This window comes from Bradyrhizobium sp. SZCCHNS30572 (genome assembly GCF_032484415.1).
Classification (GTDB): domain Bacteria; phylum Pseudomonadota; class Alphaproteobacteria; order Rhizobiales; family Xanthobacteraceae; genus Bradyrhizobium.
In genome coordinates this window covers 603,349-627,908 of sequence record NZ_JAUESY010000001.1, presented here as the reverse complement: position 1 = coordinate 627,908, position 24,560 = coordinate 603,349, and the positions used below count along the sequence as shown (strand labels likewise).

General features: G+C 65.9%; 29 protein-coding genes. 17 read left to right on the top strand and 12 right to left on the bottom strand.

Features of this window, described 5'->3' with window-relative positions; translation table 11 throughout:
• Positions 1–108 precede the first annotated feature (108 nt).
• A complete protein-coding gene (locus QX048_RS02825; RefSeq protein ID WP_315714380.1) occupies positions 109–330 on the bottom strand; it encodes a hypothetical protein in 222 nt (73 codons plus the stop codon).
• A gap of 328 nt (positions 331–658) precedes the next feature.
• Here QX048_RS02825 and QX048_RS02820 point away from each other — a divergent pair, with 328 nt between their 5' ends.
• From QX048_RS02820 to QX048_RS02795, 6 genes are all read left to right on the top strand, one after another.
• On the top strand, positions 659–1,105 hold the full coding sequence (locus QX048_RS02820; RefSeq protein WP_315714090.1) for a nuclear transport factor 2 family protein: 447 nt from the start codon (positions 659–661) through the stop codon (positions 1,103–1,105).
• 134 nt (positions 1,106–1,239) lie between these two features.
• Positions 1,240–1,506, top strand: a complete 267-nt coding sequence (locus QX048_RS02815) for a hypothetical protein (RefSeq protein WP_315714089.1) — start codon at positions 1,240–1,242, stop codon at positions 1,504–1,506.
• 179 nt (positions 1,507–1,685) lie between these two features.
• Complete coding sequence (locus tag QX048_RS02810) at positions 1,686–2,126, top strand: nuclear transport factor 2 family protein (protein ID WP_315714088.1); 441 nt, start codon at positions 1,686–1,688, stop codon at positions 2,124–2,126.
• A 130-nt stretch (positions 2,127–2,256) separates the two neighbouring features.
• Positions 2,257–3,186, top strand: coding sequence for a hypothetical protein (locus QX048_RS02805; protein WP_315714087.1), 930 nt, complete (start codon positions 2,257–2,259; stop codon positions 3,184–3,186).
• Between the two features lie 151 nt (positions 3,187–3,337).
• On the top strand, positions 3,338–3,751 hold the full coding sequence (locus QX048_RS02800) for a hypothetical protein (RefSeq protein WP_315714086.1): 414 nt from the start codon (positions 3,338–3,340) through the stop codon (positions 3,749–3,751).
• 157 nt (positions 3,752–3,908) lie between these two features.
• Positions 3,909–4,046 (top strand): hypothetical protein, encoded by a 138-nt coding sequence (locus QX048_RS02795; RefSeq protein WP_315714085.1) that lies wholly within the window; start codon positions 3,909–3,911, stop codon positions 4,044–4,046.
• A 56-nt stretch (positions 4,047–4,102) separates the two neighbouring features.
• Here the strand turns inward: QX048_RS02795 and QX048_RS02790 are convergent, their stop codons facing one another.
• The 3 genes from QX048_RS02790 to QX048_RS02780 form a co-directional block, all read right to left on the bottom strand.
• Positions 4,103–4,252, bottom strand: coding sequence for a hypothetical protein (locus tag QX048_RS02790; protein ID WP_315714401.1), 150 nt, complete (start codon positions 4,250–4,252; stop codon positions 4,103–4,105).
• 109 nt (positions 4,253–4,361) lie between these two features.
• On the bottom strand, positions 4,362–4,841 hold the full coding sequence (locus QX048_RS02785) for a MaoC family dehydratase (RefSeq protein ID WP_315826178.1): 480 nt from the start codon (positions 4,839–4,841) through the stop codon (positions 4,362–4,364).
• Entirely contained in the window at positions 4,841–5,302 is a 462-nt protein-coding gene (locus QX048_RS02780) for a MaoC family dehydratase (protein WP_316166657.1), read from the bottom strand. The genes QX048_RS02785 and QX048_RS02780 overlap by 1 nt, the downstream gene beginning before the upstream one ends.
• A 221-nt stretch (positions 5,303–5,523) precedes the next feature.
• Between QX048_RS02780 and QX048_RS02775 the strand changes: the two genes are divergently transcribed.
• Positions 5,524–5,814, top strand: a complete 291-nt coding sequence (locus tag QX048_RS02775; protein ID WP_315714083.1) for a DUF4282 domain-containing protein — start codon at positions 5,524–5,526, stop codon at positions 5,812–5,814.
• Positions 5,815–5,829: 15 nt separating this feature from the next.
• On the opposite strand, the gene ychF is transcribed toward QX048_RS02775, so the two are convergent.
• From ychF to QX048_RS02755, 4 genes are all read right to left on the bottom strand, one after another.
• The gene (ychF, locus tag QX048_RS02770; RefSeq protein ID WP_315714082.1) at positions 5,830–6,927 is read right to left on the bottom strand and encodes a redox-regulated ATPase YchF; all 1,098 of its coding nucleotides are present in this window, start codon (positions 6,925–6,927) and stop codon (positions 5,830–5,832) included.
• A 41-nt stretch (positions 6,928–6,968) separates the two neighbouring features.
• Positions 6,969–7,574 carry an aminoacyl-tRNA hydrolase gene (gene pth, locus QX048_RS02765; RefSeq protein ID WP_315714081.1) on the bottom strand — a complete coding sequence of 202 codons (606 nt, stop codon included), beginning with the start codon at positions 7,572–7,574 and terminating at the stop codon, positions 6,969–6,971.
• Positions 7,575–7,646: 72 nt separating this feature from the next.
• Positions 7,647–8,336: a 50S ribosomal protein L25/general stress protein Ctc gene (locus QX048_RS02760; protein ID WP_315714080.1), complete on the bottom strand. Its 690-nt coding sequence runs from the start codon at positions 8,334–8,336 to the stop codon at positions 7,647–7,649.
• A gap of 185 nt (positions 8,337–8,521) precedes the next feature.
• A complete protein-coding gene (locus QX048_RS02755) occupies positions 8,522–8,812 on the bottom strand; it encodes an accessory factor UbiK family protein (protein ID WP_315714079.1) in 291 nt (96 codons plus the stop codon).
• Positions 8,813–9,068: 256 nt separating this feature from the next.
• On the opposite strand from QX048_RS02755, the gene lgt reads away from it, so the two are divergent.
• The 5 genes from lgt (at position 9,069) to QX048_RS02730 (ending at position 13,698) form a co-directional block, all read left to right on the top strand.
• A complete protein-coding gene (gene lgt, locus QX048_RS02750; protein WP_315714078.1) occupies positions 9,069–9,926 on the top strand; it encodes a prolipoprotein diacylglyceryl transferase in 858 nt (285 codons plus the stop codon).
• Complete coding sequence (locus QX048_RS02745) at positions 9,923–11,050, top strand: class I SAM-dependent methyltransferase (RefSeq protein ID WP_315714077.1); 1,128 nt, start codon at positions 9,923–9,925, stop codon at positions 11,048–11,050. Before lgt ends, QX048_RS02745 begins: the two co-directional genes overlap by 4 nt.
• A gap of 20 nt (positions 11,051–11,070) precedes the next feature.
• On the top strand, positions 11,071–11,817 hold the full coding sequence (gene pgeF / locus QX048_RS02740) for a peptidoglycan editing factor PgeF (protein WP_409977924.1): 747 nt from the start codon (positions 11,071–11,073) through the stop codon (positions 11,815–11,817).
• Between the two features lie 198 nt (positions 11,818–12,015).
• Positions 12,016–12,579 carry a hypothetical protein gene (locus tag QX048_RS02735; protein WP_315826177.1) on the top strand — a complete coding sequence of 188 codons (564 nt, stop codon included), beginning with the start codon at positions 12,016–12,018 and terminating at the stop codon, positions 12,577–12,579.
• Between the two features lie 165 nt (positions 12,580–12,744).
• Positions 12,745–13,698: a ribose-phosphate pyrophosphokinase gene (locus QX048_RS02730; RefSeq protein WP_315714378.1), complete on the top strand. Its 954-nt coding sequence runs from the start codon at positions 12,745–12,747 to the stop codon at positions 13,696–13,698.
• Positions 13,699–14,760: 1,062 nt separating this feature from the next.
• On the opposite strand, the gene QX048_RS02725 is transcribed toward QX048_RS02730, so the two are convergent.
• Positions 14,761–15,291 (bottom strand): REP-associated tyrosine transposase, encoded by a 531-nt coding sequence (locus QX048_RS02725; RefSeq protein WP_316186720.1) that lies wholly within the window; start codon positions 15,289–15,291, stop codon positions 14,761–14,763.
• A gap of 231 nt (positions 15,292–15,522) precedes the next feature.
• Here QX048_RS02725 and QX048_RS02720 point away from each other — a divergent pair, with 231 nt between their 5' ends.
• The 5 genes from QX048_RS02720 to QX048_RS02700 all read left to right on the top strand — a co-directional run bounded on the left by QX048_RS02720 (position 15,523) and on the right by QX048_RS02700 (position 21,324).
• Positions 15,523–16,755 (top strand): benzoate/H(+) symporter BenE family transporter, encoded by a 1,233-nt coding sequence (locus QX048_RS02720; protein WP_316200318.1) that lies wholly within the window; start codon positions 15,523–15,525, stop codon positions 16,753–16,755.
• A 127-nt stretch (positions 16,756–16,882) separates the two neighbouring features.
• On the top strand, positions 16,883–18,202 hold the full coding sequence (locus tag QX048_RS02715; protein ID WP_316169343.1) for a sugar ABC transporter substrate-binding protein: 1,320 nt from the start codon (positions 16,883–16,885) through the stop codon (positions 18,200–18,202).
• Positions 18,199–19,134, top strand: coding sequence for a sugar ABC transporter permease (locus QX048_RS02710; RefSeq protein ID WP_315714070.1), 936 nt, complete (start codon positions 18,199–18,201; stop codon positions 19,132–19,134). Before QX048_RS02715 ends, QX048_RS02710 begins: the two co-directional genes overlap by 4 nt.
• Positions 19,131–19,955, top strand: a complete 825-nt coding sequence (locus QX048_RS02705; protein ID WP_316200319.1) for a carbohydrate ABC transporter permease — start codon at positions 19,131–19,133, stop codon at positions 19,953–19,955. Before QX048_RS02710 ends, QX048_RS02705 begins: the two co-directional genes overlap by 4 nt.
• A gap of 274 nt (positions 19,956–20,229) precedes the next feature.
• On the top strand, positions 20,230–21,324 hold the full coding sequence (locus tag QX048_RS02700) for an HWE histidine kinase domain-containing protein (protein WP_316200320.1): 1,095 nt from the start codon (positions 20,230–20,232) through the stop codon (positions 21,322–21,324).
• Between the two features lie 6 nt (positions 21,325–21,330).
• Here the strand turns inward: QX048_RS02700 and QX048_RS02695 are convergent, their stop codons facing one another.
• From QX048_RS02695 to QX048_RS02685, 3 genes are all read right to left on the bottom strand, one after another.
• The gene (locus tag QX048_RS02695) at positions 21,331–22,146 is read right to left on the bottom strand and encodes an XdhC/CoxI family protein (protein ID WP_316200321.1); all 816 of its coding nucleotides are present in this window, start codon (positions 22,144–22,146) and stop codon (positions 21,331–21,333) included.
• 216 nt (positions 22,147–22,362) lie between these two features.
• Positions 22,363–23,568: a VWA domain-containing protein gene (locus QX048_RS02690; RefSeq protein WP_316191563.1), complete on the bottom strand. Its 1,206-nt coding sequence runs from the start codon at positions 23,566–23,568 to the stop codon at positions 22,363–22,365.
• Complete coding sequence (locus QX048_RS02685; RefSeq protein WP_316191564.1) at positions 23,565–24,434, bottom strand: MoxR family ATPase; 870 nt, start codon at positions 24,432–24,434, stop codon at positions 23,565–23,567. Before QX048_RS02685 ends, QX048_RS02690 begins: the two co-directional genes overlap by 4 nt.
• Between the last annotated feature and the right edge of the window lie 126 nt (positions 24,435–24,560).

Below are 24,560 nucleotides of genomic sequence, written 5' to 3'. Positions count from 1 at the left end.
CTCCCGTCTAACCGGCACGCCGGAGGAGGACCGTGAGCCCCGTCACGCGAGGCCATCGCCGCCGGCTGGGATGAGGGCACGCCGAGGACGGTCGACGCGCGGCATCGATTAGGTCCGGCCCTGCCCGTTCACCTGGCCCTGCTGCTGCTGACGCTCCTGCTCCTTGGCGCGGTGACGGCCATAGAGGCAGCCGGCGGCGGCGCCGAGCACGCCGTGATGACCGGCATAGTGGCCGGCCACGCCGCCGACGATGGCGCCCTTGATGCACCCCTTGGCCTCGGCGGCCTGCGTCGACAGCAGCGCCAGCGCTGCGACGGAGGCGGCCAGCATGGTCTTCGTGATCGACATCGTCATGATCGAGCTCCGCAAGAATGGTGCGAGGTAACGGCGACGCGGCGGGGCGGTTCCCGCCTCGCAACCGGCATGACGCATTGCGCGAACCTTATCGCGCGCGGTGATGACCCAAGAGCTGAGAAATGAGCTGAGAGATGAGCCGAGAGTGGGCTGAGACATGATCGTGACGCGATCACTCGCCAAGCTTCCGTTCACCGTACCGGCGCATTGAGCCGGCCGACGGTCACACAGGTGGTTGACGGCCGTCCGCCGGCATCTCCAGAACGAGATCGCCGACGCGGACATTCCCGTCAGTGGAGACAGGATGATCGAGCACATCAACAAGCAGCGCGTGCGCAAGCTGCTCGAGGCCCATGCCGCCGGCGATTTCGACAACGTGCTGGCGCATTGCACCGACGACCTCGAGCACTTCGCCTCGGCGCCGATCGACATCTTCCCCCATCTCGGCGGCCGCCGGGGCAAGGCCGAGGTGCGGCAGATGTGGGAGACGGCGCGCAGCCGCTATGCCGAGGTCCGGCACGAGATCAAGACCATGATCTGCGAAGGCGACCAGGTCGCCGTGGATCTGCGCATCTTCCTGCGCAAGCGCGACAACGACCGCATCGTGCAATACGACCTCGCCGCCTTCTACACGCTGCGCGACGGCCGCATCGCCCGCATCCGCGAGATCATGGACACCTACGACCTGGTGCAGCAGGTGCTGGAATGCGATCTCAGCCGGCTGCTGATCGCGGGCGCCGCCCGGCCCTGAGGCCGGCACGGCCGTGGCGGACCAGGGCCTGGACCAGCCGATCACGCAAACGTCACCACCGGCGGCCTCGTCGCCTTGAACCTGTGGCCCGGGCTCCGCACCCCATGAGCGGTGGTATACGGGGCATCGGTGACATGAGAATAGCATTCCTGGCGATGGCCGGACTGGTGATGGGCGTCGTCGGCGGCGCGACGATCGGAGTAGGGCTTGGACTGGCCTGGATCGAGCTGTTCAACACCAGCGAATTCGAAGGCTATGCGGGCATGCTGGTGTTCTTCACCTTCATGCCGCTCGGCGCCCTGATCGGCGGCCTCGCCGGCGCCACCCTGTTCGGCATGGCCGCCTTCCGCGACCACGAGGTCGCGATCGCGCAGCAGCGCATGCAGCATGAAGGGCGTTAGGGCGCGGCGACCGGCGGTCGCGCGCATTTGTGCAATGCAAAAACAGCCGTTGCGCGCGCAGGTGGTTGATTTATGTGAGGCTCAAGAGAGATAGATTCGGCGCCCCGGCGCGACGTCCGTTGCGACGTCGCCTTGAGGCCGGCGCGCCTCCTTGCAAGCCAGTTCAGGATCCCGAGCCGATGACGGAGCACAGCCTCTGGCGTCTGTCGCGCGCATTGCATGGCGCGATCAACGACCGCCGTTTCGACGATTTCGCCGAGCTTCTCGATGACGACATCGACTGGGCCATCTACGGCCCGATCGACATGTTTCCCTTCCTCGGCGCGCGGCACGGCCGCGCCGCCGTGCTCGACGCCGTCAGGCAGATCGCGGACAATGTGAGCATCCGCCGGCTGGAGCGCGAGACCTTGATGCTGGACGAGACCAGCGCGGCGACCATGGTCCGCTGCGCGATGACGGCGCAGGATTCCGACAAGCCGATCACGGCGCGGCTCGCGCAATTCATGCAATTCCGCGCCGGCAAGCTCGCGCGGCTGCGGATCCTGATCGATACGTTCGATCTGGTCGAGCAGACGCTCGGCCGCCCCATCGACCTGCCGCGCATCGGCAGCTTCGCCTGAGCCCGCCGGCGTGTTGGATTGTGGTCACACTCACCGGCAACCCAACAGATCGTGACTGGCGCAGCCATAATTTTGCGCCAAGATTCCACCATATTCCGGCACACAGGTTCGGGCGGCGGGGGTTGCTCTCATGACATCGTATGGTTGCGCGCTGGCGGTTTTCACGGCCGGCTTCGGCCTTCTTGCGTCCGCCGCGCCGGCCCAGACGCTGATGCAGGCGCCGCAGCCGCTGCAGATCACACCCTGGCAGCAGATCGCGCCGGAGCCGGAGGACGAGGACAAGTCCGAGGACCAGGCAGCGGCCGACCCGATGAAGGACATCGACGTCGAGAAGCTCGACTGGAGCCAGCTCGCGATCGACGACACCACCTTCCTCGACCGTCCCGAAGCCGCCGCGGCGGCGAAGCGCAAGGCCGCCGCAGAGAAGGCCGCCGCGCTCGACTGGTCGAACCAGAACAAGGGCAGCCTCGCCTCGGGCGTGTCGGTCAAGCAGTCGGTATCGCCGTTCTGGGACGCCCGCGTCGGCGCCGACATGACGGTCGCGCGGCAGCCGACCACGATGTCGGAATTGCTGGCGGAGAAGGCCGAGAACGGCGGCAATGCTCCGGAATCCGGCGGCTCGGCCTGGGCGGCCGTCACCGCGCCGGGGGCCGGCTCGATCTGGGACAAGACCGCCATCGAGGCCCGCGTCGATCCCGGATCCGATCACAGCCGGCTCGGCACCACCATCACCAAGGCGGTGCCGATCGATCACTACAATCTGACCCTGCAGAACGGCTACAACGTCACCCAGCAGGGCATGGTGCCGATTCCCGGCGCGGCGCCGAAGACCACCAGCCGCAGCTTCGACACCGAGCAGTCCGCCAAGCTCTCGATCGGCGACACCGGCACCAGCGTCACCGCCGGCCAGACCCTGTCGTCGAGCGACGACAAATGGCTGCGCAAGGTCGGCGCGGAGCAGAAGCTGTCGGATGGTCTCAGCATCTCCGGCTCAGTCAGCGAGACCGCGCAGGGCGGCACCAGCAAGAGCATCTCGGCCGGCTTCAAGCGGAGCTGGTGACGTTCACCATTGCGGCAGCCCGCCACGAATGATCGAACGTTCGCCGCAGCTTCGCCGCGGTGCGGCCCAATTTGGCCGCACTGATAGGCTTTGAGAAGTTCGTCGTGCGGGGACACCGCGCTCGCTTGAACGCGAAATGAGGAATTAGCCGATGAATGTCATTCGTCCGGACAAGATCGATGGAACTGAAGCCGAGCTGGATACGGATCTGGCCGCGGTCTCCGAAGTCGAGGCCGGCATTCGTGATTTCGTCCGTAACGATATCGCCTATCTGCGCCGCCCCAATGCGGCCGCCACGGCCGAGGCCTCGATCGATGCCGATGCAGCAGTGAACAGCGTCACCACGCTGATCCAGCGCGTCGCCGGCACCTCGCTGTCGGAGATCGAGAACCTGATCGGAGAGCTCGAGAGCCTGCGCGAACTGCTGCATGCCGAGGGCCAGCGGGTGCAGCGCGAGATCGCGAGCTATGCGCAGCTCAGCCAGGCGGCGATGAAGTCGACCCGGGCGATCGCCGAGAACGTCACGCAGTGGAAGCGCGCCGCCGACGGCCTGCGCAGCAGCTGAACGTTCTTGCCGGATCTTGAAGAGGACCGCCGTGCGAGGCATCGCGCGGCGGTTTTCGTCTTTGCAGCGCCGCGTCCTTGAACGCGCTCCGGCCCTCCCGCGACCAACTTCCGCCGCTCTCGTGGCGGGCAGGTTGCGTCAGGGGGATGTCGCTCTCATGGAAACGATCCGGCCGCACAACACCGATCCGATTCCTCTGCGGCCCAAGCCTCAGCGGATCGGGACCATCATGGTCAGTTTCGTCGGTTTGCTGGTGGTGGCGATGGCGATCATGGTGCTCATCTGGAGCCGCTAGATCGCCTCTACGAACAGGACCGCGTGGTCCGTTCTGGTTAACGAGTAGTTAAACCGTCACTCGTTGATCGTCGCTGACGTCTCGAGCGAATACGATCCGTCCGCGTAGCCCTTCACGACCATTCCCGTCGCGAGCATCACCGCGAGCGTCACGCTGGCAAAGATAAAGCCGAGGAGTTTCAGACCACCGCGATCTGCCATACTCATCCCCCACATCCTGATCCCTGATTGGCTGTCTTATAGAGTCGGAGTTCAGAATGCGTTAGCGCGAAGTTCGTTCCGCGCCGACAATCCTACGAAGCGTGACCTTTTCGCCTCAACCGTTGTTCCGTCGAGGGACGAAGGCCGACGCAAGCACAGAGAACACCAGCTCGTCGCGCTGATTGATGCCGGTATTGCGCGCCTGCAGGATGCCCCACTCCGGGCGCGAGGCCGACTCGCGAAGCGAATCAATCTCGCTCGAGAAGCTGATCGTATCTCCTGCAAGCACCGGCTTGTGCCAGCGCAGATCACGGAAGCCGGGAGAAGGACCTCCGAGAGCGATCGGCTCGCCACGCGTGCGCGCGATCTCCAGCAGTCGCTGATTGTCCGCGACGATCAGCTTCATGCAGACCGAGCCGATGTGCCATCCCGATGCCGCGAGCCCGCCGAACAGCGACCGGCGGCCCTCTTCCTCGTCGAGATGAAAGCGCTGCGGATCGAATTGAATGGCAAAGCGCTTAATCTCTTCGGCAGTGAACGTGTAGGAGCCGAGCTCGCGGCGCTGGCCGACCTGAAGATCCTCGAAAAAGCGCATCAGCCCACCTGCCCGCGGCTCTCACGGCGCTCGACGATGATGGGAGAAACCATCTCGCAAAGTCTCATGCCAGCCTTGTTGCGCACGCTGCATTTGAAGGTGACGATCCCGGTCGACGGACGGCTCCGCGACACCCGCGCTTCCAGAACCTCCACATCGAGCATCAGCTCATCGTCAGGACGCAGCGGCGACAGCCACCGGACCTCGTTGACGCCCGGCGAGCCGAGCGAAGCGGTGCGGCCGATGAAGCCGTCGAACATCATGCGCATCATCAGCGAGCAGAGGTGCCAGCCCGAGCCGGACAGACCCTTGAGCATCGACTGCGAGGCAGCCAGTTCGTCCAGATGCATCGGCTGCGGATCAAACTCAGACGCGAAGGCGATGATCTCGTCGCGGGTGACGTGTCGCGGGCCGAAGCTGACGAACGGGCCTTGCGGAAAATCTTCGAAGGTGAGGGTCATGAGGTTGGGAATGGCTGAAAGAAGCCCGATTGTGGCCGCACTTTGCAGCAATCACAACCGGGCCGCTCGCATGGCTGACGCCCGGTCCAGTCGCAAGAGAGTGCCAGAAGGCGCCATATACCGGAACGAATTCGGCTGCCGCCGATGCCGTCTGGCGCGCAATTCGAACACGACTTAAAGACGGATTTGACGACCGATTCGGACGTGGCCGGGGGATCAAGATGTTGGAATTTCGCGATTTGTTCCAGTGGGACCGCTTCATCACGCCCACCATCATCAAGACGTTCTATTGGCTCGTGATTGCGCTGATCATCCTGTCGGGAATTCGCGGCATTTTCACGGGCCTCTCCGAAATGGCGATCAGCCCGTTCGGCGGTTTCCTGATGCTGTTGTCGTCGCTCGCCGGCATCATCGTCGGCATGGTGTTCTCGCGCATCATCGCCGAGTTCGTGCTGATCGTCTTCCGCATCAACGAGCATCTCGGCGCGATCCGCGAGCAGGGGCGGATGTAGCCGCCCCGCACGGCCTTAGTTGTTGAAGCGGAAGTGCATGACGTCGCCGTCGGCGACGACATACTCCTTGCCTTCGAGGCGCAGCTTGCCACCCTCGCGGGCGCCCGCCTCGCCGCCGAGCGCGACATAGTCGGCATAGGCGATGGTTTCGGCGCGGATGAAGCCCTTCTCGAAATCGGTGTGAATGACGCCGGCCGCCGCCGGCGCCTTGGTGCCGCGGTGAATGGTCCAGGCGCGCGCTTCCTTCGGACCGACCGTAAAGTAGGTGATCAGGTCGAGCAGCTGATAGCCGGCGCGGATGAGCCGATCGAGACCTGCCTCTTCGAGCCCGAGCGTCTCCAGGAAATCCACTCGCTCCTCGCGCGACAGCGTCGCAATCTCGGACTCGATCTTGGCCGAGATCACGACGGCGACCGCGCCCTCCTCCTTGGCGCGCTCAAACACCGCCTTTGAGAAGCTGTTGCCGTCCTTGGCCGAGCCTTCCTCGACATTGCAGACGTAGAGCACGGGCTTGGAGGTGAGCAGTCCGAGCATGCCGAAGGCGCGCTCCTCCTCCGGCTTGCGCTCCAGCAGCCGCGCGGGCTTGCCGTCGCGCAGCAGCACCAGAGCACGGGTGACCAGCTCGTACTGCTCCTTGGCGTCCTTGTCGCCGCCCTTGGCCTTCTTGGCGAGGTTGTCGACCCGCTTCTCGAGGCTGTCGAGATCGGACAGCATCAGCTCGGTTTCGATGGTCTCGATGTCGGCGAGCGGGGCGATCTTGCCCTCGACATGGGTGATGTCGGAATCCTCGAAGCAGCGCACGACATGCGCGATCGCGTCGACCTCGCGGATGTTGGCGAGAAACTGGTTGCCGAGGCCTTCACCCTTGGAGGCGCCGCGCACCAGGCCGGCGATGTCGACGAAGGTCAGCCGCGTCGGAATGATCTGGCCCGACTTGGCGATCGCCGCAAGCTTCTCGAGCCTGGGGTCTGGCACCGCGACCTCGCCGACATTCGGCTCGATGGTGCAGAACGGATAGTTCGCGGCCTGCGCCGCCGCCGTCTCCGTCAGCGCGTTGAACAGCGTCGACTTGCCGACGTTGGGCAAGCCGACGATCCCGCATTTGAATCCCATGATCCGTCTCGCATCCTCTTGAGGCGAGGGCCCGGGGCGCCTTACGCGGCGCCGGCATCGCCCTTGTCCAGAAAACCTTTGGCCTGCAGCGCCAGATGCACCTTGTTGGCGAAGGTGGAGTCGCGCTTGCCCGTCAACAAACCCGCATTGTCGGCCACCGCCTCGCACAGCGCCTCGACCCAGGGCATGTCGGACTTGGCGAAGTCCGACAGCACATGGCCGTGCACCAATTCCTTGACGCCGGGATGACCGATGCCGAGCCGGACGCGGCGATAGTCGTTGCCGAGATGCGCCGAGATCGAGCGCAACCCGTTATGGCCGGCAATGCCGCCGCCGACCTTCACGCGCAGCTTGCCCGGCGACAATTCCAGCTCATCCTGAAACACCGTGACGTCGCCGACGCCGAGCTTGAAGAAGCTGGCCGCTTCCTGCACGGCGCGGCCGGATTCGTTCATATAGGTCGTGGGCTTGAGCAGGATGACGCGCTCGGAGTCGAGCGTGCCTTCCGAGGTCTCGCCCTGAAACCTGCGTCGCCACGGCGAAAAGCGGTGACGCCGCGCGATCTCGTCAACGGCCATGAAGCCGATATTGTGCCGGTTGCGCGCATATTTCGCGCCGGGATTGCCGAGGCCGACAAACAGCAGCATGACGCGGCATCCGCCCCCGCCGTCGCTTCGAGAAGCACGGGACCCGCCCGTGCTTCCCAGAAGCGGAACGGCTTACTTCTTCTTGTCGCCGCCAGCCGGCGCCTTGGCAGCGGCCGCGGGAGCCTTCGCAGCGGCAGCCGGAGCAGCAGCAGCGGGCGCCGCTGCGGCGCCAGCAGCCGCCTTCTGCTCCTCGCCATAGCCCGACGGCGGCACGATGGTGACGAGCGTCGCGTCGTCGCGCGAGAGCGTCTTCACACCGGTCGGCAGCTTGACATCGGAGATGTGCAGCGAGTGGTTGATCTCGAGCGCGCTGACATCGGCCTCGATGTACTGCGGAATGTTCTCCGCGAGGCACTCGAGCTCGAGCGTGTGGGTCACGATGTTGACCGTGCCGCCGCGCTTGACGCCCGGCGCGCCTTCCGAGCCCACCACATGCAGCGGCACGCTGACGCGAATGGTCGCGCCCTGGCCGAGCCGCATGAAGTCGACGTGGATCGGGAAGTCCTTGACCGGATCGAGGTGGAAGTCGCGCGGGATCACCCGGTGCTTCTTGCCGTCGAGGGTGACGTCGAAGATCGTGGTCAGAAACCGGCCTGCGAGGATGCGCTGGCGCAGCTCGCGGTCTTCCACCGAGATCGGCAGCGGGGGCTGGTTGTCTCCATAAATCACTCCGGGCACTCTCCCGGCGCGACGCTCTGCCCGTGCGGCCCCCTTGCCGACTGACGGACGGGCGGTCGCCTTCAGTTCTCTGACGGTCGCCATCGTGTTAAGTCCTTGTTTTAAAAAGTTAAAGGCCGCAATGCGGCCCGTTGCTGGACGTCCTTCGGCAAGCCTCCAGGGGTGCGGGGGCCGCGGACGTGGCGGCGTTCTAGCGGCAAACCCGGGAAATGACAAGGAAATGAAGGGGCCGCCTGCCCCTCCCGTCCCAGGGCGACCCGGCCGCGGCGTCAGCCATCCGCGCTGCCGGCGCCCGGCGGCGTGCCGGCCGCACCACCCAGCTTGGCTTCCAGCGCCGCGATCCGCGCCTTCAGCGCCTCGTTCTCCTCGCGGGCGAGCCGGGCCATGTCCTTGACCGCCTCGAACTCCTCGCGCTTCACGATGTCCAGGTCGTTCAGGATCTTCTCCGCCTGGTTGCGGATGACGGAATCGACCTCCCGCTTCATGCCCTGGGCGGCACCTGCGGCATCGTTCATCAGGCGGCCGAGTTCGTCGAAAAACCGGTTGTTGGTCTGGGTCATGTGAGAAACTCCGCGTCCCGCGACGAGCAAGATAATGGAAGACAGAATGGCGATCCCTGTCGCCGCCCGCAAGATGGGCCGTCTTGTCATGCCTTGGTTTCCTTGTCATCGTACTTGTTGCGCCGGCCCGCGGCGCTGGTATGAGCAGCCCTGAGATCACATCGCGCCGCGCCCGTTCATGTGGCGGGGCTCGTTCGAAGCCCGCATCGCCCGGGGGCTTCCGGAAGCGGGACGCCGTGTCCACGAAAGCCAGTGAATGACGCCTCTCCTCATCGATTTCCCCGTGTTCGATCCGGTTGCGATCGCGATCGGCCCGTTCGCGATCCGCTGGTACGCGCTGGCCTATATTTGCGGCATCGTGATCGGCTGGCTCTACGCTCGCTCGCTGCTCAAGAAGGAGCGGCTGTGGGGCGGCCCGGCGCCGGTGTCGCTGGTCCAGCTCGACGACTTCATCCTGTGGGTCACGATCGGCATCATCCTCGGCGGCCGCACCGGCTACGTGCTGTTCTACAACCTGCCGTTCTTCATCGATCATCCGCTCGAGATCTTCGAGCTGTGGAACGGCGGCATGTCGTTCCATGGCGGCTTCATGGGCTGCGTGCTCGCCGTGATCTGGTTCGCCCGCCGCAACGGCCTGCCGATCCTCTCGCTCGGCGACGTCACCACTGCGGTCGCGCCCATCGGCCTGCTGCTCGGCCGCATCGCCAATTTCATCAATGGTGAGCTGTGGGGCCGTGCCGCCGATGCAAGCGTGCCCTGGGCGATGATCTTCCCGCGCGATCCGACCCATCTCCCGCGCCATCCGAGCCAGCTCTACGAGGCCGGCCTCGAAGGCATCGTGCTGTTCATCGTGCTGGCGATCATGATCCGGTTCGGCGCGCTGAAACGGGCCGGCCTGATCCTCGGCAGCTTCATCACCCTCTATGGCGCGGCGCGCATCACCAGCGAGCTGTTCCGCGAGCCCGACAAGCAATTGGGCTTTCTCTGGGGTGGCCTGACCATGGGCATGGTGCTGTCGGTGCCGATGCTGATCATCGGCGCCATCCTGGTGGCGCGGGCGCTGCGCAAGCACGGGACACATCAAGCCACTCCCCCGCTGCAGGCCAATCCGTGATCGAAACCTCTCCGCTCCACACCGAGATCAAGCGGCTGATCAAGGCGTCCGGCCCGATGCCGGTCTGGCGCTACATGGAGCTGTGCCTGATGCATCCGGAGCACGGCTACTACATCTCGCGCGATCCGCTCGGACGCGAGGGCGACTTCACCACCGCCCCCGAAGTGAGCCAGATGTTCGGCGAGTTGCTCGGGCTGTGGGCGGCCTCGATCTGGAAGGCGACGGGATCGCCGCAGCAATTCCGGCTGATCGAGCTGGGCCCCGGCCGCGGCACCATGATGTCGGATGCGCTGCGGGCGCTGCGCGTGCTGCCGCCGCTGTACCAGACGATCTCGGTCCACCTGGTCGAGGTCAATCCTGTCCTGCGCGAAAAGCAGAAGGCGACGCTGACCGGCCTGCGCAACGTCAACTGGCACGAGAGCTTCGACGAGGTGCCGGAGGGCCCCAGCGTCATCTTCGCCAACGAGTATTTCGACGTGCTGCCGATCCACCAGATGATCAGGCGCGAGACCGGCTGGCACGAGCGCGTCGTCGAGCTCGACGAGGAGGAGAACTTCGTCTACGGCGCGGCCGCCGATCCGACGCCCGGCTTCGAGCTGCTGCTGCCGCCGCTGGTGCGCGCCGCGCCGGCCGGCGCGATCTTCGAATGGCGGCCGAACATGGAGATGATGGCCATCGCCAGGCGCATCCGCGACCAGCGCGGCGCCGCCGTAATCATCGATTACGGCCATGTGCGCAGCGACGTCGGCGACACCTTCCAGGCCATCGCCCGTCATAGCTTCGCTGATCCCCTCAAGACACCGGGGCTTGCCGACATCACCGCCCATGTCGATTTCGACGCGCTGGCGCGGGCCGCGGAAGCCGTCGGCGCGCGCGTTCACGGCCCGGTCACGCAGGGCGAGTTCCTGCAGCGGCTCGGCATCGAAACCCGCGCGCTGACCCTGATGCAGAAGGCGTCGCCGGAAGTCTCGCAGGACATCGCGAGCGGGCTGAAGCGCCTGACCGGCGGCGGCCGCGGCGGAATGGGGTCGCTGTTCAAGGTGCTCGGCATCTCCGATCCGGCCATTCCGGTGCTGGCGGGCATCAGCGACGAACACACCAACGAGAACACGGGAGGCGCGTGATGCTGGTATCATCGGATGTGATGTCCGCGATCCCTGGCCTGCGCCACGCCTTCTTCACCCGCGAGGGCGGCGTCTCCGACGGCATCTATGCCGGCCTCAATGGCGGGCTCGGATCGAATGACGTGCCGGAGAACGTCCGGGAAAACCGCCGCCGCATGGCCGCCCATCTCGGCGTCGCGCCCGACCAGTTCCTCAGCCTGCACCAGATCCATTCGCCCGACGTCGTGGTCGCGACCGGGCCCTGGGACAGCCCGGTCAGGCCGAAGGCCGACGCGCTGGTGACCGCAACGCCGAATCTCGCGATCGGCGTCACCACGGCCGATTGCGGGCCGATCCTGTTCGCCGACCCCGAGAGGCGCGTCATCGGCGCCGCCCATGCCGGCTGGAAAGGCGCGCTCACCGGCGTGCTCGAAGCCACGCTGCAGGCGATGGAGGAGCTTGGCGCCGAGCGCGGGCAGGTCGTCGCCGCCGTCGGCCCCCTGATCCGCCAGCCGAGCTATGAAGTCGGCGCCGAGTTCGTCACGCGCTTCCTCGACGACGACGCCGAGCACGCGCGCTTCTTCCTGCCCTCGACGCGCGACGGCCACGCAATGTTCGACCTCGCCGGCTTCATCCGGATGCGGCTGGAAAACGCCGGCGTGCTGCTGATCGACGACCTCGGCCTCGACACCTATGCCGATGAGCGCTTCTTCAGTTACCGCCGCTCTGTGCATCGCAGGGAGCCGGACTATGGCCGGCACGTCCATGCCATCATGCTCGAAGGCTGAAGCGGGGCGCCATTGTGGCCGCATGTGGATTGCTTAACCCTTTCTGTACAACTGAGTGCACTCTGTCCTAATCTGTGGCAGCCGCGACCTAGACGTTAATCGATTTTAACGATATCGCTCCCGACGATGAGGGGAGCGCCGACACCACTTCGACGGATCAGCCGCGCTGCGCAGCACGCCTGCGTTGCCGTTTTGCTGATGACGTCCGCTGCAACGCTCGGCGGCTGCGCGACCAGCAGCGGTGGTGCGTCCAACGCCTATGCGATGGCGCCTGCATCGGATAGCGCCACGATCGCCTTCGAGCAGATCGACGGCCCGCCGCCGCAGATCTTCGACCGCATGGTCAGCGTGCTCGACAGCGAGTCCAAGCTGCGTAGCCTCGCCATCGTGTCGCGCGAGGCTCCGGCGGCCTATCGTGTCCGCACCTATCTCTCCGCCCAGGTCGTCAGCGGCAAGAGCGTGATCGCCTGGGTGTTCGACGTCTACGATCGCAATCAGCAGCGCGCGCTGCGGCTGTCGGGCGAAGAGCCGGTCGGACGCGGCGGCCGCGATCCGTGGAACAATGTCGACGACATGGTCCTTCGGAAAATCGCGCAGGCCGGCTTCAGCGGACTTTCGAACATGCTGAACGGCACCGCGCCCGCCGACGGCGCGCCACCGGCGGCACCGGCCACCCGCGGCCCCGCGGTCGCCGTGGCCGAGCCCGCGTCGCCGGCGTCCGGCGGCACCAGCGTCGCGGCCCTCGGCTACACCGACCATTAGGCAAAGAGGCGCATTTTGCGCCGTTTTTGGCCGGGAAAAACACCCGCGGCGGGTTGCCATGCGCGCGGTGTCCTTGATATCACCTCGCCCGTGCAAAACTGCCGGTTCCATGGATAGCCCGATATGCTGAACAAGGTCTCCAGCGAGACGCGAGGAGAATTCACGATGTCGGCCAAGAACGGCTCCATCAAACTCGTCGCCGGCAACTCCAATCCGGCTCTCGCCGCCGGCATCGCCGCTGAACTCGGGCTGCCGCTGACGAAAGCGGTGGTCCGGCGCTTCGCCGACATGGAGATCTTCGTCGAGATCCAGGAGAACGTCCGCGGCTCCGACGTCTTCATCATTCAATCGACGTCCTATCCGGCGAACGACCTGCTGATGGAGCTCCTGATCATCACCGATGCGCTGCGCCGCGCCTCCGCGCGCCGCATCACCGCCGTGGTGCCCTATTTCGGCTATGCGCGGCAGGATCGCAAATCGAACTCGCGCACGCCGATCTCGGCCAAGCTCGTCGCGAACCTGATCACCCATGCGGGCGTCGACCGCGTCATGACGCTGGATCTGCACGCCGGCCAGATCCAGGGCTTCTTCGACATCCCGACCGATAACCTTTTTGCCTCGCCGCTGATGGTGCGCGACATCAAGGATCGCTTCGATCTCTCCAACCTCATGGTCGTCTCGCCGGACGTCGGCGGCGTGGCGCGCGCCCGAGGCCTGGCCAAGCGCATCAACACGCCGCTCGCCATCGTCGACAAGCGCCGCGAGCGTCCCGGCGAGTCCGAGGTCATGAACGTGATCGGCGACGTCTCCGGCCACACCTGCATCCTGATCGACGACATCGTCGATTCCGGCGGCACCCTGGTGAACGCGGCGGATGCGCTGCTCAAATACGGCGCCAAGGACGTCTACGCCTACATCACGCATGGCGTGCTCTCCGGCGGTGCCGCGTCCCGCATCACCTCGTCGCGGCTGAAGGAGCTCGTCATCACCGACTCCATCATGCCGACCGAAGCGGTCCGCAACGCCCCCAACATCCGCACGCTGGCGATCGCCCCGCTGATCGCCGAGGCGATCGGGCGGACGGCGGCGGAAGAATCGGTGTCGAGCCTGTTCGACTGACCTCGGTTGTCTGCGAACGTCGCCTCATCCTTCTCGCGCTAGAACTCGATTTGGCCCACCCTCCCCTGGAGGGGGAGGGTCGATCGCACGCGAAGCGGGCGAGCGGGGTGGGGTGATCTCTCCGCAGGCTCTGGTGCAAGTGGAGAGATCACCCCACCTCGCCTCACGTCTCGCTTCGCTCGTCGTGAGGCGACCCTCCCCCTCCAGGGGAGGGTGGGCAGCTTGCCCCATACGCCGTCATTGCGAGAAGCGCAGCGACGAAGCAATCCAGGGTGCCTCAACGGAGAGATCCTGGATTGCTTCCGCCGACGCTCTCCGAGCTTCGGCGGACAAGTCGCTGCGCTCGCAACGACGCCCGCGGTGTCTTTCATGGCAACATTGTCTGCCGACATCTGGAGATGCAGCTCCGCGATCTCGCGACGCATTTTGCGTCCGAGCTTTGCTCATCGTGCCGCCCTCACGAGATGAAGGGCGCAGGGAAGGCCGGGCGCTGGCCGCGCCCGTGGCCCGCCTGCTCAAAAAATGCAGGCGGCAGGAACCACAGGTCCGGCCGAACACACCCGGCCCTCCCTGCGCGATGGTTTTGACGGCTGCTTCGCGTTCTCCCCGGTGCGCCGGCTTGTTGGCCACCGTGCGCGCAACGCGCTTGCGCGCGTTACGCGGGACACCAGCTTCGGGGTGCCAGGACCGCGCGACTTGACCGTGCGGGCCGCATCGTTCGTCGACGCGAACTGAATCACGCTGCGACCCGACCCGCCCATCGCATTCCGCTGCCGACGTCCATGACGACCGCGATACGTCCCCTCCGACGCAACGGAACGAGCGGGACCATAATGCTGATTTTACGAAATCGTCAAGCGATTTATTTTTATCCGAAGGGGTGGACAGGATTTGCAGCAATGAGGTGATTTGGTCGACGGGCAGAAGATTGCCCCTTTAGCGCGGATACATACGGCGGATTACGGCTGCGCCTAATCCGCCCTACGGGTCGAGCGTAGGGCGGATTAGCGAAGCGTAATCCGCCACCACACAGCACGGGATTTCGAGACAAACTTGACTCCGTCAACGCTCTCCGAACGTTCCGCTGACCTCGACATCACCCGCCCAGTCCGCAGGAAACATTCCTGCGCGCACATCGCTATGAAACGAAGAATGCGGCCAGTCCGCGACGCGGCTGACGAAGCTATGCTTCACCGGATTGATGTAACAATACTCCACGTGACGGGCATAATCTTCTTCGTCGCGGATAAGATGCTCCCAGAATCGGCGCTGCCAGATGCCGCGCTCCTGCCGCACCACACGAGTGGGGCTGAGATTTTCTGTCCTTGGAAGCGCCCGCGCGAAGCGGTTCTTGATCAGCCGCCAGCGCATCGAGAAGTCGGCGTCATCGGGCGGCAAGGTCCAGACGGCATGAAGATGATCGGGCATCACCACGAAGGCATCGATCTCGAAAGGAAAACGCCGCTTCGTGGCGGCGACCGCGGAGCGCAGGACGTCGATGTGATCGATCAGCAAGCTCTGACGCCGATCGAGCAGATTCAGCGTGAAAAACCAACAACCGCCTGGAACGAATGCGCGTCGATAGTTGGGCATGGATCGAGCTTCGAGTCGAAACCAACGTAAGCCTACTCGCAGCGGATGCATGAATTCAAGATTTGCGGCGGATTACGGCTTCGCCTAATCCGCCCTACGCTCGAACCTGTAGGGCGGATTAGCGAAGCGTAATCCGCCGATCAGCCCCGTGCCTTGCACAGGCCGTCCTGTTCGGCCAACATCCCCTGGAGATGCGAGGAAACAAGAACCCCAGCCCCGAGCCCCGCCCTCATGTTCAGCGCCATCGAACGCCCCGCGGGCCCGCCGCCCAGCGCCGCCCGGATCGCCGACGACTTCGGTCCGCTCTACGCCTCGCATGGCTTCATCGGCTGGCTGTTCGCGATCACCGGACCGGTCGCCATCATCCTGTCGGTCGGCGCCAATGGCGGGCTGTCGCAGGCGGAGATCGCGTCGTGGATCTTCGGCGTGTTCTTCATCAACGGCCTGATCACGCTTGCGCTGTCGTGGCGCTATCGCGAGCCACTGGTGCTGTTCTGGACCATTCCGGGCACCGTCCTGGTCGGCCAGTCGCTGACGCATCTCAGCTTCCCGCAGGTGGTCGGCGCGTTCTACGGCACGGCGCTGTTGATGCTGGTGCTCGGGCTCACCGGCTGGGTCAAGCGCGCGATGCAACTGGTGCCGATGCCGATCGTGATGGGCATGGTCGCCGGCGTATTCCTGCGCTTCGGCCTCGATCTCGTCCGCGCCGTGTTCGCCGACTTTGCCATCGCCGGGCCGATGGTCGTGCTCTGGCTGCTGCTGACCGCGCTCCCTGCGCTGGGCCGGCGCTGCCCGCCGATCATCGGCGCGCTCGTCATCGGCACGCTCGCGGCTCTCCTGTTCGGCAAATATGATCAGAATGCGTCGGTGCAGATCGCGCTGATCCATCCGGTGATCCCGACGCCATCCTGGTCGCTCGCGGCCATGATCGAGCTGATCGTGCCGCTCGCGGTCACCGTGCTGGTGGTGCAGAACGGCCAGGGCTTTGCGGTGCTGACCGCCGCCGGTCACAAGCCGCCGGTCAATCTCGTCACCGTGGCCTGCGGCATCGGCTCGGCGCTATCAGCTGTCGTCGGCGGCGTCTCGACCTGCCTGACCGGACCGACCAACGCGATCGTCGTCTCCGGCGGCGAGCGCAAGCGCCACTATACCGCGGCGATGGTGGTGGGCGTGCTTGCGCTCGGCTTCGGCCTGCTGGCGCCGACCTTCACCACGCTGCTGCTGATCGCGCCGAAATCATTGATCACCGCGCTGGCGGGCCTCGCCATGCTGCGCGTGCTGCAAACGGCGTTCGTGACCGCGTTCAAGACGCGGTTCTCGTTGGGCGCACTGATCGCCTTTCTCGTCACGGTGGCCGACGTGCCGCTGCTCAATATCGGCGCCGCGTTCTGGGGACTCGTCGCCGGCTTCGCGCTGTCGTGGCTGCTGGAGCGCGCGGATTTCGCGGCCGAGGCCGATACGTGAGCTGCTTGCCGCATCGCACCACGCTGCGTCATCGCATCCCCAGCCGAACCGGCAACGCGCTGTTGCAGCGCCGCCAGATCACGCTACACTTCCAGATCAAAGAAGAATGATCCTGGGGAGGATACGAATGACCGCGATCACGCGCCGCAACATGCTTGCAGGCACGGCAGCAGCAGGCGCGCTGGCGCTCACCGGCCAGCCTGCCTGGTCCGAGCCGCAGTGGAAGAAATATGCCGGCACCAAGCTCGAGGTGATCCTGGCCAAGGGCCCGCGCGGCGACAATCTGCAGAAGAACATCAAGGAATTCACTGCGCTGACCGGCATCGAGGTGGAATCCGAGCAGATCCCGGAGCAGCAGCAGCGGCAGAAGGTCGTGATCGAGCTGTCGTCGGGCAAGCCGAGCTTCGACGTCGTCCATCTCAGCTATCACGTGCAGAAGCGGCAGTTCGAGAAGGCCGGCTGGCTCGCCGACATCACCGACTTCATGAAGGATCCTAACCTCACGGCGCCGGACCTCGTGCAGAGCGATTTCTCCGCCGCCGGCCTGACTTACGCCAGCAACGACAAGGGCCGGATGTTCTCGCTGCCATGGTCGGTCGACTACTTCATCCTCTACTACAACAAGGAGCTGTTCGCGAAGAAGGGCGTCGAAGTGCCGAAGACGCTCGACGAGATGGTCACGGCGGCGCAGAAGCTGACCGATGCCAAGGACGGCACGTTCGGATTCGTCGGACGCGGCCTGCGCAACGCCAACATGACCCTGTGGACGAACTTCTTCCTCAACTATGGCGGCGAGTTCCTGGACGCCAAGGGCAACATCCTGACCGACGGCCCCGAGGCAATCGAGGCCACCAAGCTGTATCAGAAGCTGCTGACGACCTGCGCGCCTCCGGGCGTGGCCGGCTTCAACTGGATGGAGTCGATGGCCTCGTTCACGCAAGGCCGCTCGGCGATGTGGATCGACGGCGTCGGCTGGGCCCCGCCGCTGGAGGATCCCAATGCCTCGCGCGTGGTCGGCAAGGTCGGCTACACCGTGGTGCCCGCCGGACCGAAGGGGCAGTACTCGGCGACCTATGGCGACGGCATCGGCATTGCGGCCGCGAGCAAGAACAAGGAAGCCGCTTGGCTGCTGTGCCAGTGGCTGGTGTCGAAGCCGCAAGGCGCCCGCCTGGTGCAGGCCGGCGGCGGCGTGCCGTTCCGCAACTCGGTGCTCAACGACCCCGGGGTCCAGGGCGGCGTGAAGATGCCCAAGGAGTGGCTGCAGTCGGCGATCGACTCCGGCAAGATCTCCAAGCTCGGCCTGCCCGTGATCATCCCGGTCGCCGAATTCCGCGATCTCGTCGGTGCGGCGCTGACCGCGACGCTGTCGGGCGCCGATCCCGCCACCGAGCTGAAGAAGGCGCACGAACAGTTCCGCCCCATCCTAGAGCGCAGCGAGAAAGCGTGAGCACGATCGTCGAACAGGCCGGCGCGGCAGCGGAGGCGGCTGCGCCGGAACGTGCGCTGCGGCCGCCGTCGTACTGGCCGTTCGTCATCCCGGCGCTGGTCACCGTGCTGGCGGTGATCATCTTCCCCTGGCTGTTCACGATCTGGATGAGCTTCCAGGAGTGGAAGGTCGGTTCGCCAACGACATTCGTCGGGCTGTCGAACTATCTCAGGCTGCCGGCCGATCCCCGCTTCGTCGAGTCGGTCGGGCACACGCTGTCCTATACGGCTCTATCGGTGCTGCTGCCGCTGGTGCTCGGCACCTTCGCGGCGGTGATCTTCCATGCCCGCTTCCCCGGCCGGGGACTGCTGCGGGCGCTGTTCATCATGCCGATGATGGCGACGCCGGTGGCGATCGCCCTGGTGTGGACGATGATGTTCCATCCGCAGCTCGGCATCCTCAACTACCTGCTGTCGCTGGTCGGCCTGCCGCCGCAGCTCTGGGTATTCCATCCGGGTACGGTGATCCCCTCGCTGGTGCTGGTCGAGACCTGGCAGTGGACGCCGCTGGTGATGCTGATCGTGCTCGGCGGCATCGCCTCGCTGCCGACGGAGCCGTACGAGAGCGCACAGATCGACGGCGCCAGCACCTGGCAGATGTTCCGCTACATCACCCTGCCCTTGATCATGCCGTTCCTGTTCATCGCCGCGATGATCCGCGCCATCGACGCGATCAAGAGCTTCGACATCATCTTCGCGATCACCCAAGGCGGGCCCGGCTCGGCGTCGGAGACCATCAACCTCTATCTCTACAGCGTCGCCTTCGTCTATTACGACCTCGGCTATGCGTCGGCGATCGCGGTGGTGTTCTTCGCGCTGATCATCGCGCTGACTGCGCTCTTGCTGGTGCTGCGCCGCCGCGCGCAGTGGAATGCGCTGGGGAGCGACACATGAGCGCGCAGACCATCCTCGGCCGGCTCGGGCTCGCGCTCGGCGTCTTCCTCATCGTCTCGCCTGCGATCCTGTTCTTCCTCTGGATGATCTCGCTGTCGGTGAAGTACGAGGTCGACAACGCCGCGTATCCGCCAGTGTTCTGGCCGGAGCATTTCGCCTGGAAGAACTATGCCGACGTGCTGTCGTCCAACCGCTTCTTCACCTATTTCAAGAACAGCCTGGTGGTGACCGGCGGCGCGACGGCGCTCGCCATGCTGGTCGGCGTACCCGCCGGCTACGGCATCGCGCGCATGGCCGCGCACAAGTCCGCGATCGTGATCCTGATCGCGCGCATCACGCCGGGCCTGTCCTATCTGATCCCGCTGTTCCTCTTGTTTCAGTGGCTCGGCCTGCTCGGCACGCTGTGGCCGCAGATCATCATCCATCTCGTCGTCACCGTGCCGATCGTGATCTGGATCATGATCGGCTATTTCGAGACCACGCCGATCGAGCTCGAGGAAGCCGCGCGTATCGATGGCGCGACGCGCTGGCAGATTTTCCGTCACGTGGCATTACCGGTGGCGAAGCCCGGCCTCGCCGTCGCCTTCATCCTCGCGGTGATCTTCTCCTGGAATAATTTCGTGTTCGGCATCGTGCTGGCCGGACGCGAGACCCGCACCTTGCCGGTCGCGGTCTACAACATGATCTCGTTCGATCAGCTCTCGTGGGGGCCGCTCGCGGCGGCCGCGCTGATCGTGACCCTGCCGGTGCTGCTGCTGACCGTGTTCGCGCAGCGGCAGATCGTGGCCGGCCTGACGGCGGGTGCGGTCAAGGGGGGCTGACGGGTATAATGCATACCAAAGAGAACCTGCGGCGGAATGCCAAACTTGCCTTGGTCAGGCCATAGTCTGCCACTTGGTTACCTGCGTGGAACCGGGATTCGCCCCGCCCCTGAGGCGCGGCGATGGCCGCGTTGATGGCTTCATCTCGTCTCTGCGCCGGCTTCGTTCCAGCCGAATACCACTGCGCCGCACGATCGACCGGCTCCGGATTTGCGCTCCGTCCGGTCCGTCTTGCAACCTGTCACTGGCTGAACGCCCGACCGACGAAAGCTGCATGACGTCCGATCGCGACGCCTCCGCGCCAGACCGATTGACTGCCCTGTTGCAGACCGAGCTGCTCGACTCGCCGCCGGAGCCGGGCTTCGATCGCGTCACCCGCTTGACCTCGCGGCTGCTGCAGGCTCCGGCGGCGATCATCGCGCTGGTCGATCGCGACCGGCAGTTCTTCAAGAGCTCGGTCGGCCTGTGCGAGCCGTGGGCGTCGCTGCGCGAGACGCCGCTCAGCCACTCCTTCTGCCAGCACGTCGTGACCTCGGCGCAGCCGCTGGTGATCAGCGACGCCAACGAGCATCCGCTGGTGAAGGACAATCTCGCGGTGCCGGTTCTCGGCGTGATCGCCTATCTCGGCGTCCCCCTGCGGCTGCCGAGCGGCGAGGTGATCGGCGCGCTCTGCGCCATCGATCACGAGCCGCGGCCGTGGAGCGACGACGACATCGCCCAGCTCACCGAGCTCAGCGAGATCGTGATGGACGAGATCGCGCTGCGCACCGAGAATGCACGGCGGCGCACGATCGAGCAGCACCATCGCGTGCTCGTCCATGAGCTCAATCACCGTGTCAAGAATACGCTGGCGCTGGTCGACAGCGTGATCGCGCTCAGCATCCGCGCCGATTCGGCGCTGGCCGCGTTCGGCGAGGTGCTGCGCGGCCGCATTGCCGCGCTGACCCGCAGCCACGCGCTGGCGCTGGATCGCGGCCGCGAGGCGATCGCGCTCGATGAGCTGGTCTGCGCCGAACTGGCGCCGCTGCAAGGCGACCGTGTCACGGTCGACGGTCCTGGCGTGCCGCTTCCGCCGGGCGTCGCGCTGTATCTGTCGATGGGGCTGCACGAGCTCGTCACCAACGCGGTGAAATACGGCGCGCTGTCGAACGATGCAGGACGGGTGACGCTGAGCTGGACCCATGCCGACGGGCGGCTCAAGCTGTCCTGGGAGGAGAACGGCGGCCCGCAGGTCTCCCCACCTGCGAGCAACGGCTTCGGCTCGCTGCTGTTCGAGCGCATTCTCGGCGCGGCGCTGAAGGGCGAGGTCACGCGCGACTTCGCGCCGGATGGGCTCAGGGTTTCGTTCGACCTGCCGCTCGCGCCATGACGGAATTCAGCCGCGCTGGCCGCGCCGGCGCGTCAGCGTGATCTCGGCCAGAATCGACATCGCGATCTCCTCCGGCGTGATGGCGCCGAGATCGAGGCCGGCCGGTGCCTTGACCTTGTCGAGCAGCGCGGCGTCGATGCCGGCCCTGATCAGCTTGTCGCGCAGGCTGTCCATCTTGCGGCGACTGCCGACGAAGGCATGGTAGGCCGCATCGCAGGCGAGCGCGGCGCGCAAGGCCGCCTCGTCGCCCTTGCCTTGCGTCGACACCACGACGAAGCGGCTGCTCCCGGCCGGTTGATCCAGCGCGAAGCCATCGATCAGCACATCGGCCTCCGGTGTCGTGACGAGATCGGACGCCGGCGCCGCCAGCGTCACGTGATAGCCGAGCGGCCGCGCCTGCGCCGCGAGCGCGATCGCGACCGGGCTCGCGCCGAGGATGACCAGCGCGGGATGCGGCAGCACCGGCTCGACGAAGATGTCCATGGTGCCCTTGCTCGGGCACATGTTGGCGGCGAAGCGCACGCCCTCCCTGGTTTCGCCCGGCTTGACGCCGAGCTCGGCGAGCAGGTTCTCAGGCTGCACCGAGACCATGCGCGGGATGCCGTCGGCGAGCGCCTCGCGCGCCGCCTTCAGCACCGCGCCGCGGGCGCAGCCGCCGCCGATCCAGCCCGCGACGATGCTGCCGTCGGGGCGGATGATCGCCTTGGCGCCGGCCTTCGCGGCGGTCACCGACACCGTACGGACGACGGTGGCAAGCACGAAGCTCTCGTCGGCAGCTTTCAATTGGGCGGCGAGATCGAGCAGTTCGGAGGAGGTGGTCATGGGTGCCTCCTCTGACGCACGTTCGAGGCAATCTGCAGCAGCACTGAAGGTCTGTTCCCTCCCCCCTTGTGGGGGAGGGTTAGGGAGGGAGGCGTCTTGCACCGAACTCGGGGTACCCCCCTCCCCAGCCCTCCCCCACAAGGGGGGAGGGAGCCGACCGCCGATGCCGAGACAGTCTGCGTCAACAACACTTCAGAGCGGCTCACCCTCGTCATCTCACAACCTCGCCAGATACGGCTCGAGCGCCGCGAGCGAGCTCAACGTATGCGCGGGCGCGTAGAGATCGACGAAGGGCAGCGCGGCCTTGATGCCGCGCGCTTCCGGCGCATAGCCGTCCCAGCCAAGCATCGGATTGAGCCAGACGATGCGGCGGCAGCGGCGCGACAGTTGCGCCATCTCGCGGCCGAGCAAGGCTGGGTCACCGGTGTCGTAGCCGTCGGAGACGATCATCACGCAGGTCCGCGAATGAATGACGCGCGGCGCGTGCCAGCGATTGAAGGTCTGCAGGCTCTCGCCGATCCGCGTCCCGCCGCCGGCGCCCTGCGCCATCATCGAGAGACGGTCGAGCGCCCGCGCGGCATCCTTCTCCCTCATCGCATCCGAGACATAGGCAAGCCGGGTGTGAAACAGGAACGCTTCGGCCTCATGAAAGGCGTCGAGCACACCGTGGATGAAGCGCAGGAACACCGCGGTGTAGGGGCTCATCGAGCCGGAGGCGTCGAGCAGCACCACCAGCCGCAGCGGCTTGTGCTTGCGTCGCCGGTGCACCAGCGCAATCGGCACACCGCCATGGCTGATGTTGCGGTGGATGGTGCGGCGCAGGTCGAGCCGCTCGCCCTTGCGCCGCAACTGATCGCGGCGCGTCAGCCGTGTCCGCATCGCCCGGGCGAGCCGCGCCGCAGCCTCGTGCGCCAGCGCGACCTGGTCAGGATCTGCGAGCTTGCGAAAGTCGGTATCGCTGATGGACTCCACGCGCGATGCTCCTTCGCGCAGGCCCTCGCCACCCGCGTCGCGTGGGGTTTCGTCAGAGGGAATCTGATCGGTCGCGCCGTGAGGCTCCGGCTGACCGGCATTCGCATCCTGCAGACTCTTCAGGGACGGGCTGTTCGCTCTCGCCGTCGCGCCGGCGACCAGCGAGCGCGAGCGCACGCGCTTGCCGAGCCAGAATGCGTCGAACAGGCCGTCGAAGCGATCCCACTCGCTCTTGCGCGCCGAAAACAGGTGCTTGAACGCGGAGCGCAACAGGCCGGGCTTATCGGCATAGCCCGCACTCATCACGGCCGCCGCGTCCTGCCCCTCCGACAGGCCGACCGCGAAGCCGTTGTCGCGCAACGTCTTGAGAAATGCACCGAGGCGTCCCGCGACCAGCCGCGCGACCGCGTTCATGTCCTCGTGGTCGGGTGTGGTGCCACAGCAGCTCATGCGACCTTCCCCAGCAGCCGCGCCGTGACCTCGCGCGTGATCCGCGCGCGGTCCTCATGGGTCTTGAGCAGGCACATCAAGGTGTCATGCACCATCTCGGGCTGGTCCTTGAGATCGCGCACGTCGAGCCCGACCAGTGCCGCCGCCCAGTCCAGCGTCTCGGCGACGCCGGGCACCTTGCGCAGTTCCTCCTTGCGCAAGGAGTCGACAAGGCGCGCGATCTGCAGAGCCAGTTGCGCCGAGGCGCCGTCGATCCGCGCCAGGATGATGCGCGCCTCGCGATCGACGTCGGGATAGTCGACGTAGTGATAGAGGCAGCGCCGGCGCAGCGCGTCGGACAATTCGCGGGTGCCGTTGGAGGTCAGCACCACGTGCGGGATGCTGATTGCTTTGATGGTGCCGAGCTCCGGAATCGAGACTTGGAAGTCCGACAGGAGCTCCAGCAGGAACGCCTCGAATTCGTCGTCGGCGCGGTCGATCTCATCGATCAGCAGCACTGGCGGCGTGGCGCGGCGGATCGCCGCAAGCAGCGGCCGCTCCAGCAGATATTTCTCGGAGAAGATCTGGTCCTCGATGGTGTCCGGCTGGCCGCGATGCGCCTCGATCGCGAGCAGCTGGCGCTGGTAGTTCCACTCGTAGAGCGCGGAGCTCTGATCGAGGCCTTCATAGCATTGCAGACGGATCAGCTCGCTGCCGTGCACGCAGGCGAGCGCCTTGGCGACCTCGGTCTTGCCGACCCCGGCCTCGCCTTCCAGCAGCAGCGGCCGTCTGAGGAGCTGCATCAGCGCGATCGCGGTCGCCAGTTCGCCGTCGGCGATATAGCCGCAAGCGGAGAGCGATTGTGCGATGTCGTCGCGGGCTTTCATGTCAAGTTCGACTGCAGCGTCATCGGAGGTGAACTCCCCTCCCCCTTGTGGGGAGGGGTTGGGGGTGGGGGTCTCCACGGCACACTGCCCGTGGGGTACCCCCTCCCTAGCCCTCCCCCACAAGGG

What these genes read in the sequence shown, in the direction of transcription:
- QX048_RS02800 (WP_315714086.1), top strand. Translation starts at nt 3,338, where the DNA reads ATGAATGTCATTCGTCCGGACAAGATCGATGGAACTGAAGCCGAGCTG.
- QX048_RS02805 (WP_315714087.1), top strand. Translation starts at nt 2,257, where the DNA reads ATGACATCGTATGGTTGCGCGCTGGCGGTTTTCACGGCCGGCTTCGGC.
- QX048_RS02695 (WP_316200321.1), bottom strand. Translation starts at nt 22,146, where the DNA reads ATGACCACCTCCTCCGAACTGCTCGATCTCGCCGCCCAATTGAAAGCT.
- QX048_RS02755 (WP_315714079.1), bottom strand. Translation starts at nt 8,812, where the DNA reads ATGACCCAGACCAACAACCGGTTTTTCGACGAACTCGGCCGCCTGATG.
- pth (WP_315714081.1), bottom strand. Translation starts at nt 7,574, where the DNA reads ATGCTGCTGTTTGTCGGCCTCGGCAATCCCGGCGCGAAATATGCGCGC.
- QX048_RS02775 (WP_315714083.1), top strand. Translation starts at nt 5,524, where the DNA reads ATGTTGGAATTTCGCGATTTGTTCCAGTGGGACCGCTTCATCACGCCC.
- QX048_RS02715 (WP_316169343.1), top strand. Translation starts at nt 16,883, where the DNA reads ATGACCGCGATCACGCGCCGCAACATGCTTGCAGGCACGGCAGCAGCA.
- QX048_RS02790 (WP_315714401.1), bottom strand. Translation starts at nt 4,252, where the DNA reads ATGAGTATGGCAGATCGCGGTGGTCTGAAACTCCTCGGCTTTATCTTT.
- pgeF (WP_409977924.1), top strand. Translation starts at nt 11,071, where the DNA reads ATGTCCGCGATCCCTGGCCTGCGCCACGCCTTCTTCACCCGCGAGGGC.
- QX048_RS02760 (WP_315714080.1), bottom strand. Translation starts at nt 8,336, where the DNA reads ATGGCGACCGTCAGAGAACTGAAGGCGACCGCCCGTCCGTCAGTCGGC.
- QX048_RS02785 (WP_315826178.1), bottom strand. Translation starts at nt 4,841, where the DNA reads ATGCGCTTTTTCGAGGATCTTCAGGTCGGCCAGCGCCGCGAGCTCGGC.
- QX048_RS02795 (WP_315714085.1), top strand. Translation starts at nt 3,909, where the DNA reads ATGGAAACGATCCGGCCGCACAACACCGATCCGATTCCTCTGCGGCCC.
- QX048_RS02825 (WP_315714380.1), bottom strand. Translation starts at nt 330, where the DNA reads ATGCTGGCCGCCTCCGTCGCAGCGCTGGCGCTGCTGTCGACGCAGGCC.
- QX048_RS02815 (WP_315714089.1), top strand. Translation starts at nt 1,240, where the DNA reads ATGAGAATAGCATTCCTGGCGATGGCCGGACTGGTGATGGGCGTCGTC.
- lgt (WP_315714078.1), top strand. Translation starts at nt 9,069, where the DNA reads ATGACGCCTCTCCTCATCGATTTCCCCGTGTTCGATCCGGTTGCGATC.
- QX048_RS02720 (WP_316200318.1), top strand. Translation starts at nt 15,523, where the DNA reads ATGTTCAGCGCCATCGAACGCCCCGCGGGCCCGCCGCCCAGCGCCGCC.
- QX048_RS02705 (WP_316200319.1), top strand. Translation starts at nt 19,131, where the DNA reads ATGAGCGCGCAGACCATCCTCGGCCGGCTCGGGCTCGCGCTCGGCGTC.
- QX048_RS02730 (WP_315714378.1), top strand. Translation starts at nt 12,745, where the DNA reads ATGTCGGCCAAGAACGGCTCCATCAAACTCGTCGCCGGCAACTCCAAT.
- QX048_RS02780 (WP_316166657.1), bottom strand. Translation starts at nt 5,302, where the DNA reads ATGACCCTCACCTTCGAAGATTTTCCGCAAGGCCCGTTCGTCAGCTTC.
- QX048_RS02725 (WP_316186720.1), bottom strand. Translation starts at nt 15,291, where the DNA reads ATGCCCAACTATCGACGCGCATTCGTTCCAGGCGGTTGTTGGTTTTTC.
- QX048_RS02685 (WP_316191564.1), bottom strand. Translation starts at nt 24,434, where the DNA reads ATGAAAGCCCGCGACGACATCGCACAATCGCTCTCCGCTTGCGGCTAT.
- QX048_RS02810 (WP_315714088.1), top strand. Translation starts at nt 1,686, where the DNA reads ATGACGGAGCACAGCCTCTGGCGTCTGTCGCGCGCATTGCATGGCGCG.
- QX048_RS02820 (WP_315714090.1), top strand. Translation starts at nt 659, where the DNA reads ATGATCGAGCACATCAACAAGCAGCGCGTGCGCAAGCTGCTCGAGGCC.
- QX048_RS02700 (WP_316200320.1), top strand. Translation starts at nt 20,230, where the DNA reads ATGACGTCCGATCGCGACGCCTCCGCGCCAGACCGATTGACTGCCCTG.
- ychF (WP_315714082.1), bottom strand. Translation starts at nt 6,927, where the DNA reads ATGGGATTCAAATGCGGGATCGTCGGCTTGCCCAACGTCGGCAAGTCG.
- QX048_RS02690 (WP_316191563.1), bottom strand. Translation starts at nt 23,568, where the DNA reads ATGAGCTGCTGTGGCACCACACCCGACCACGAGGACATGAACGCGGTC.
- QX048_RS02735 (WP_315826177.1), top strand. Translation starts at nt 12,016, where the DNA reads ATGACGTCCGCTGCAACGCTCGGCGGCTGCGCGACCAGCAGCGGTGGT.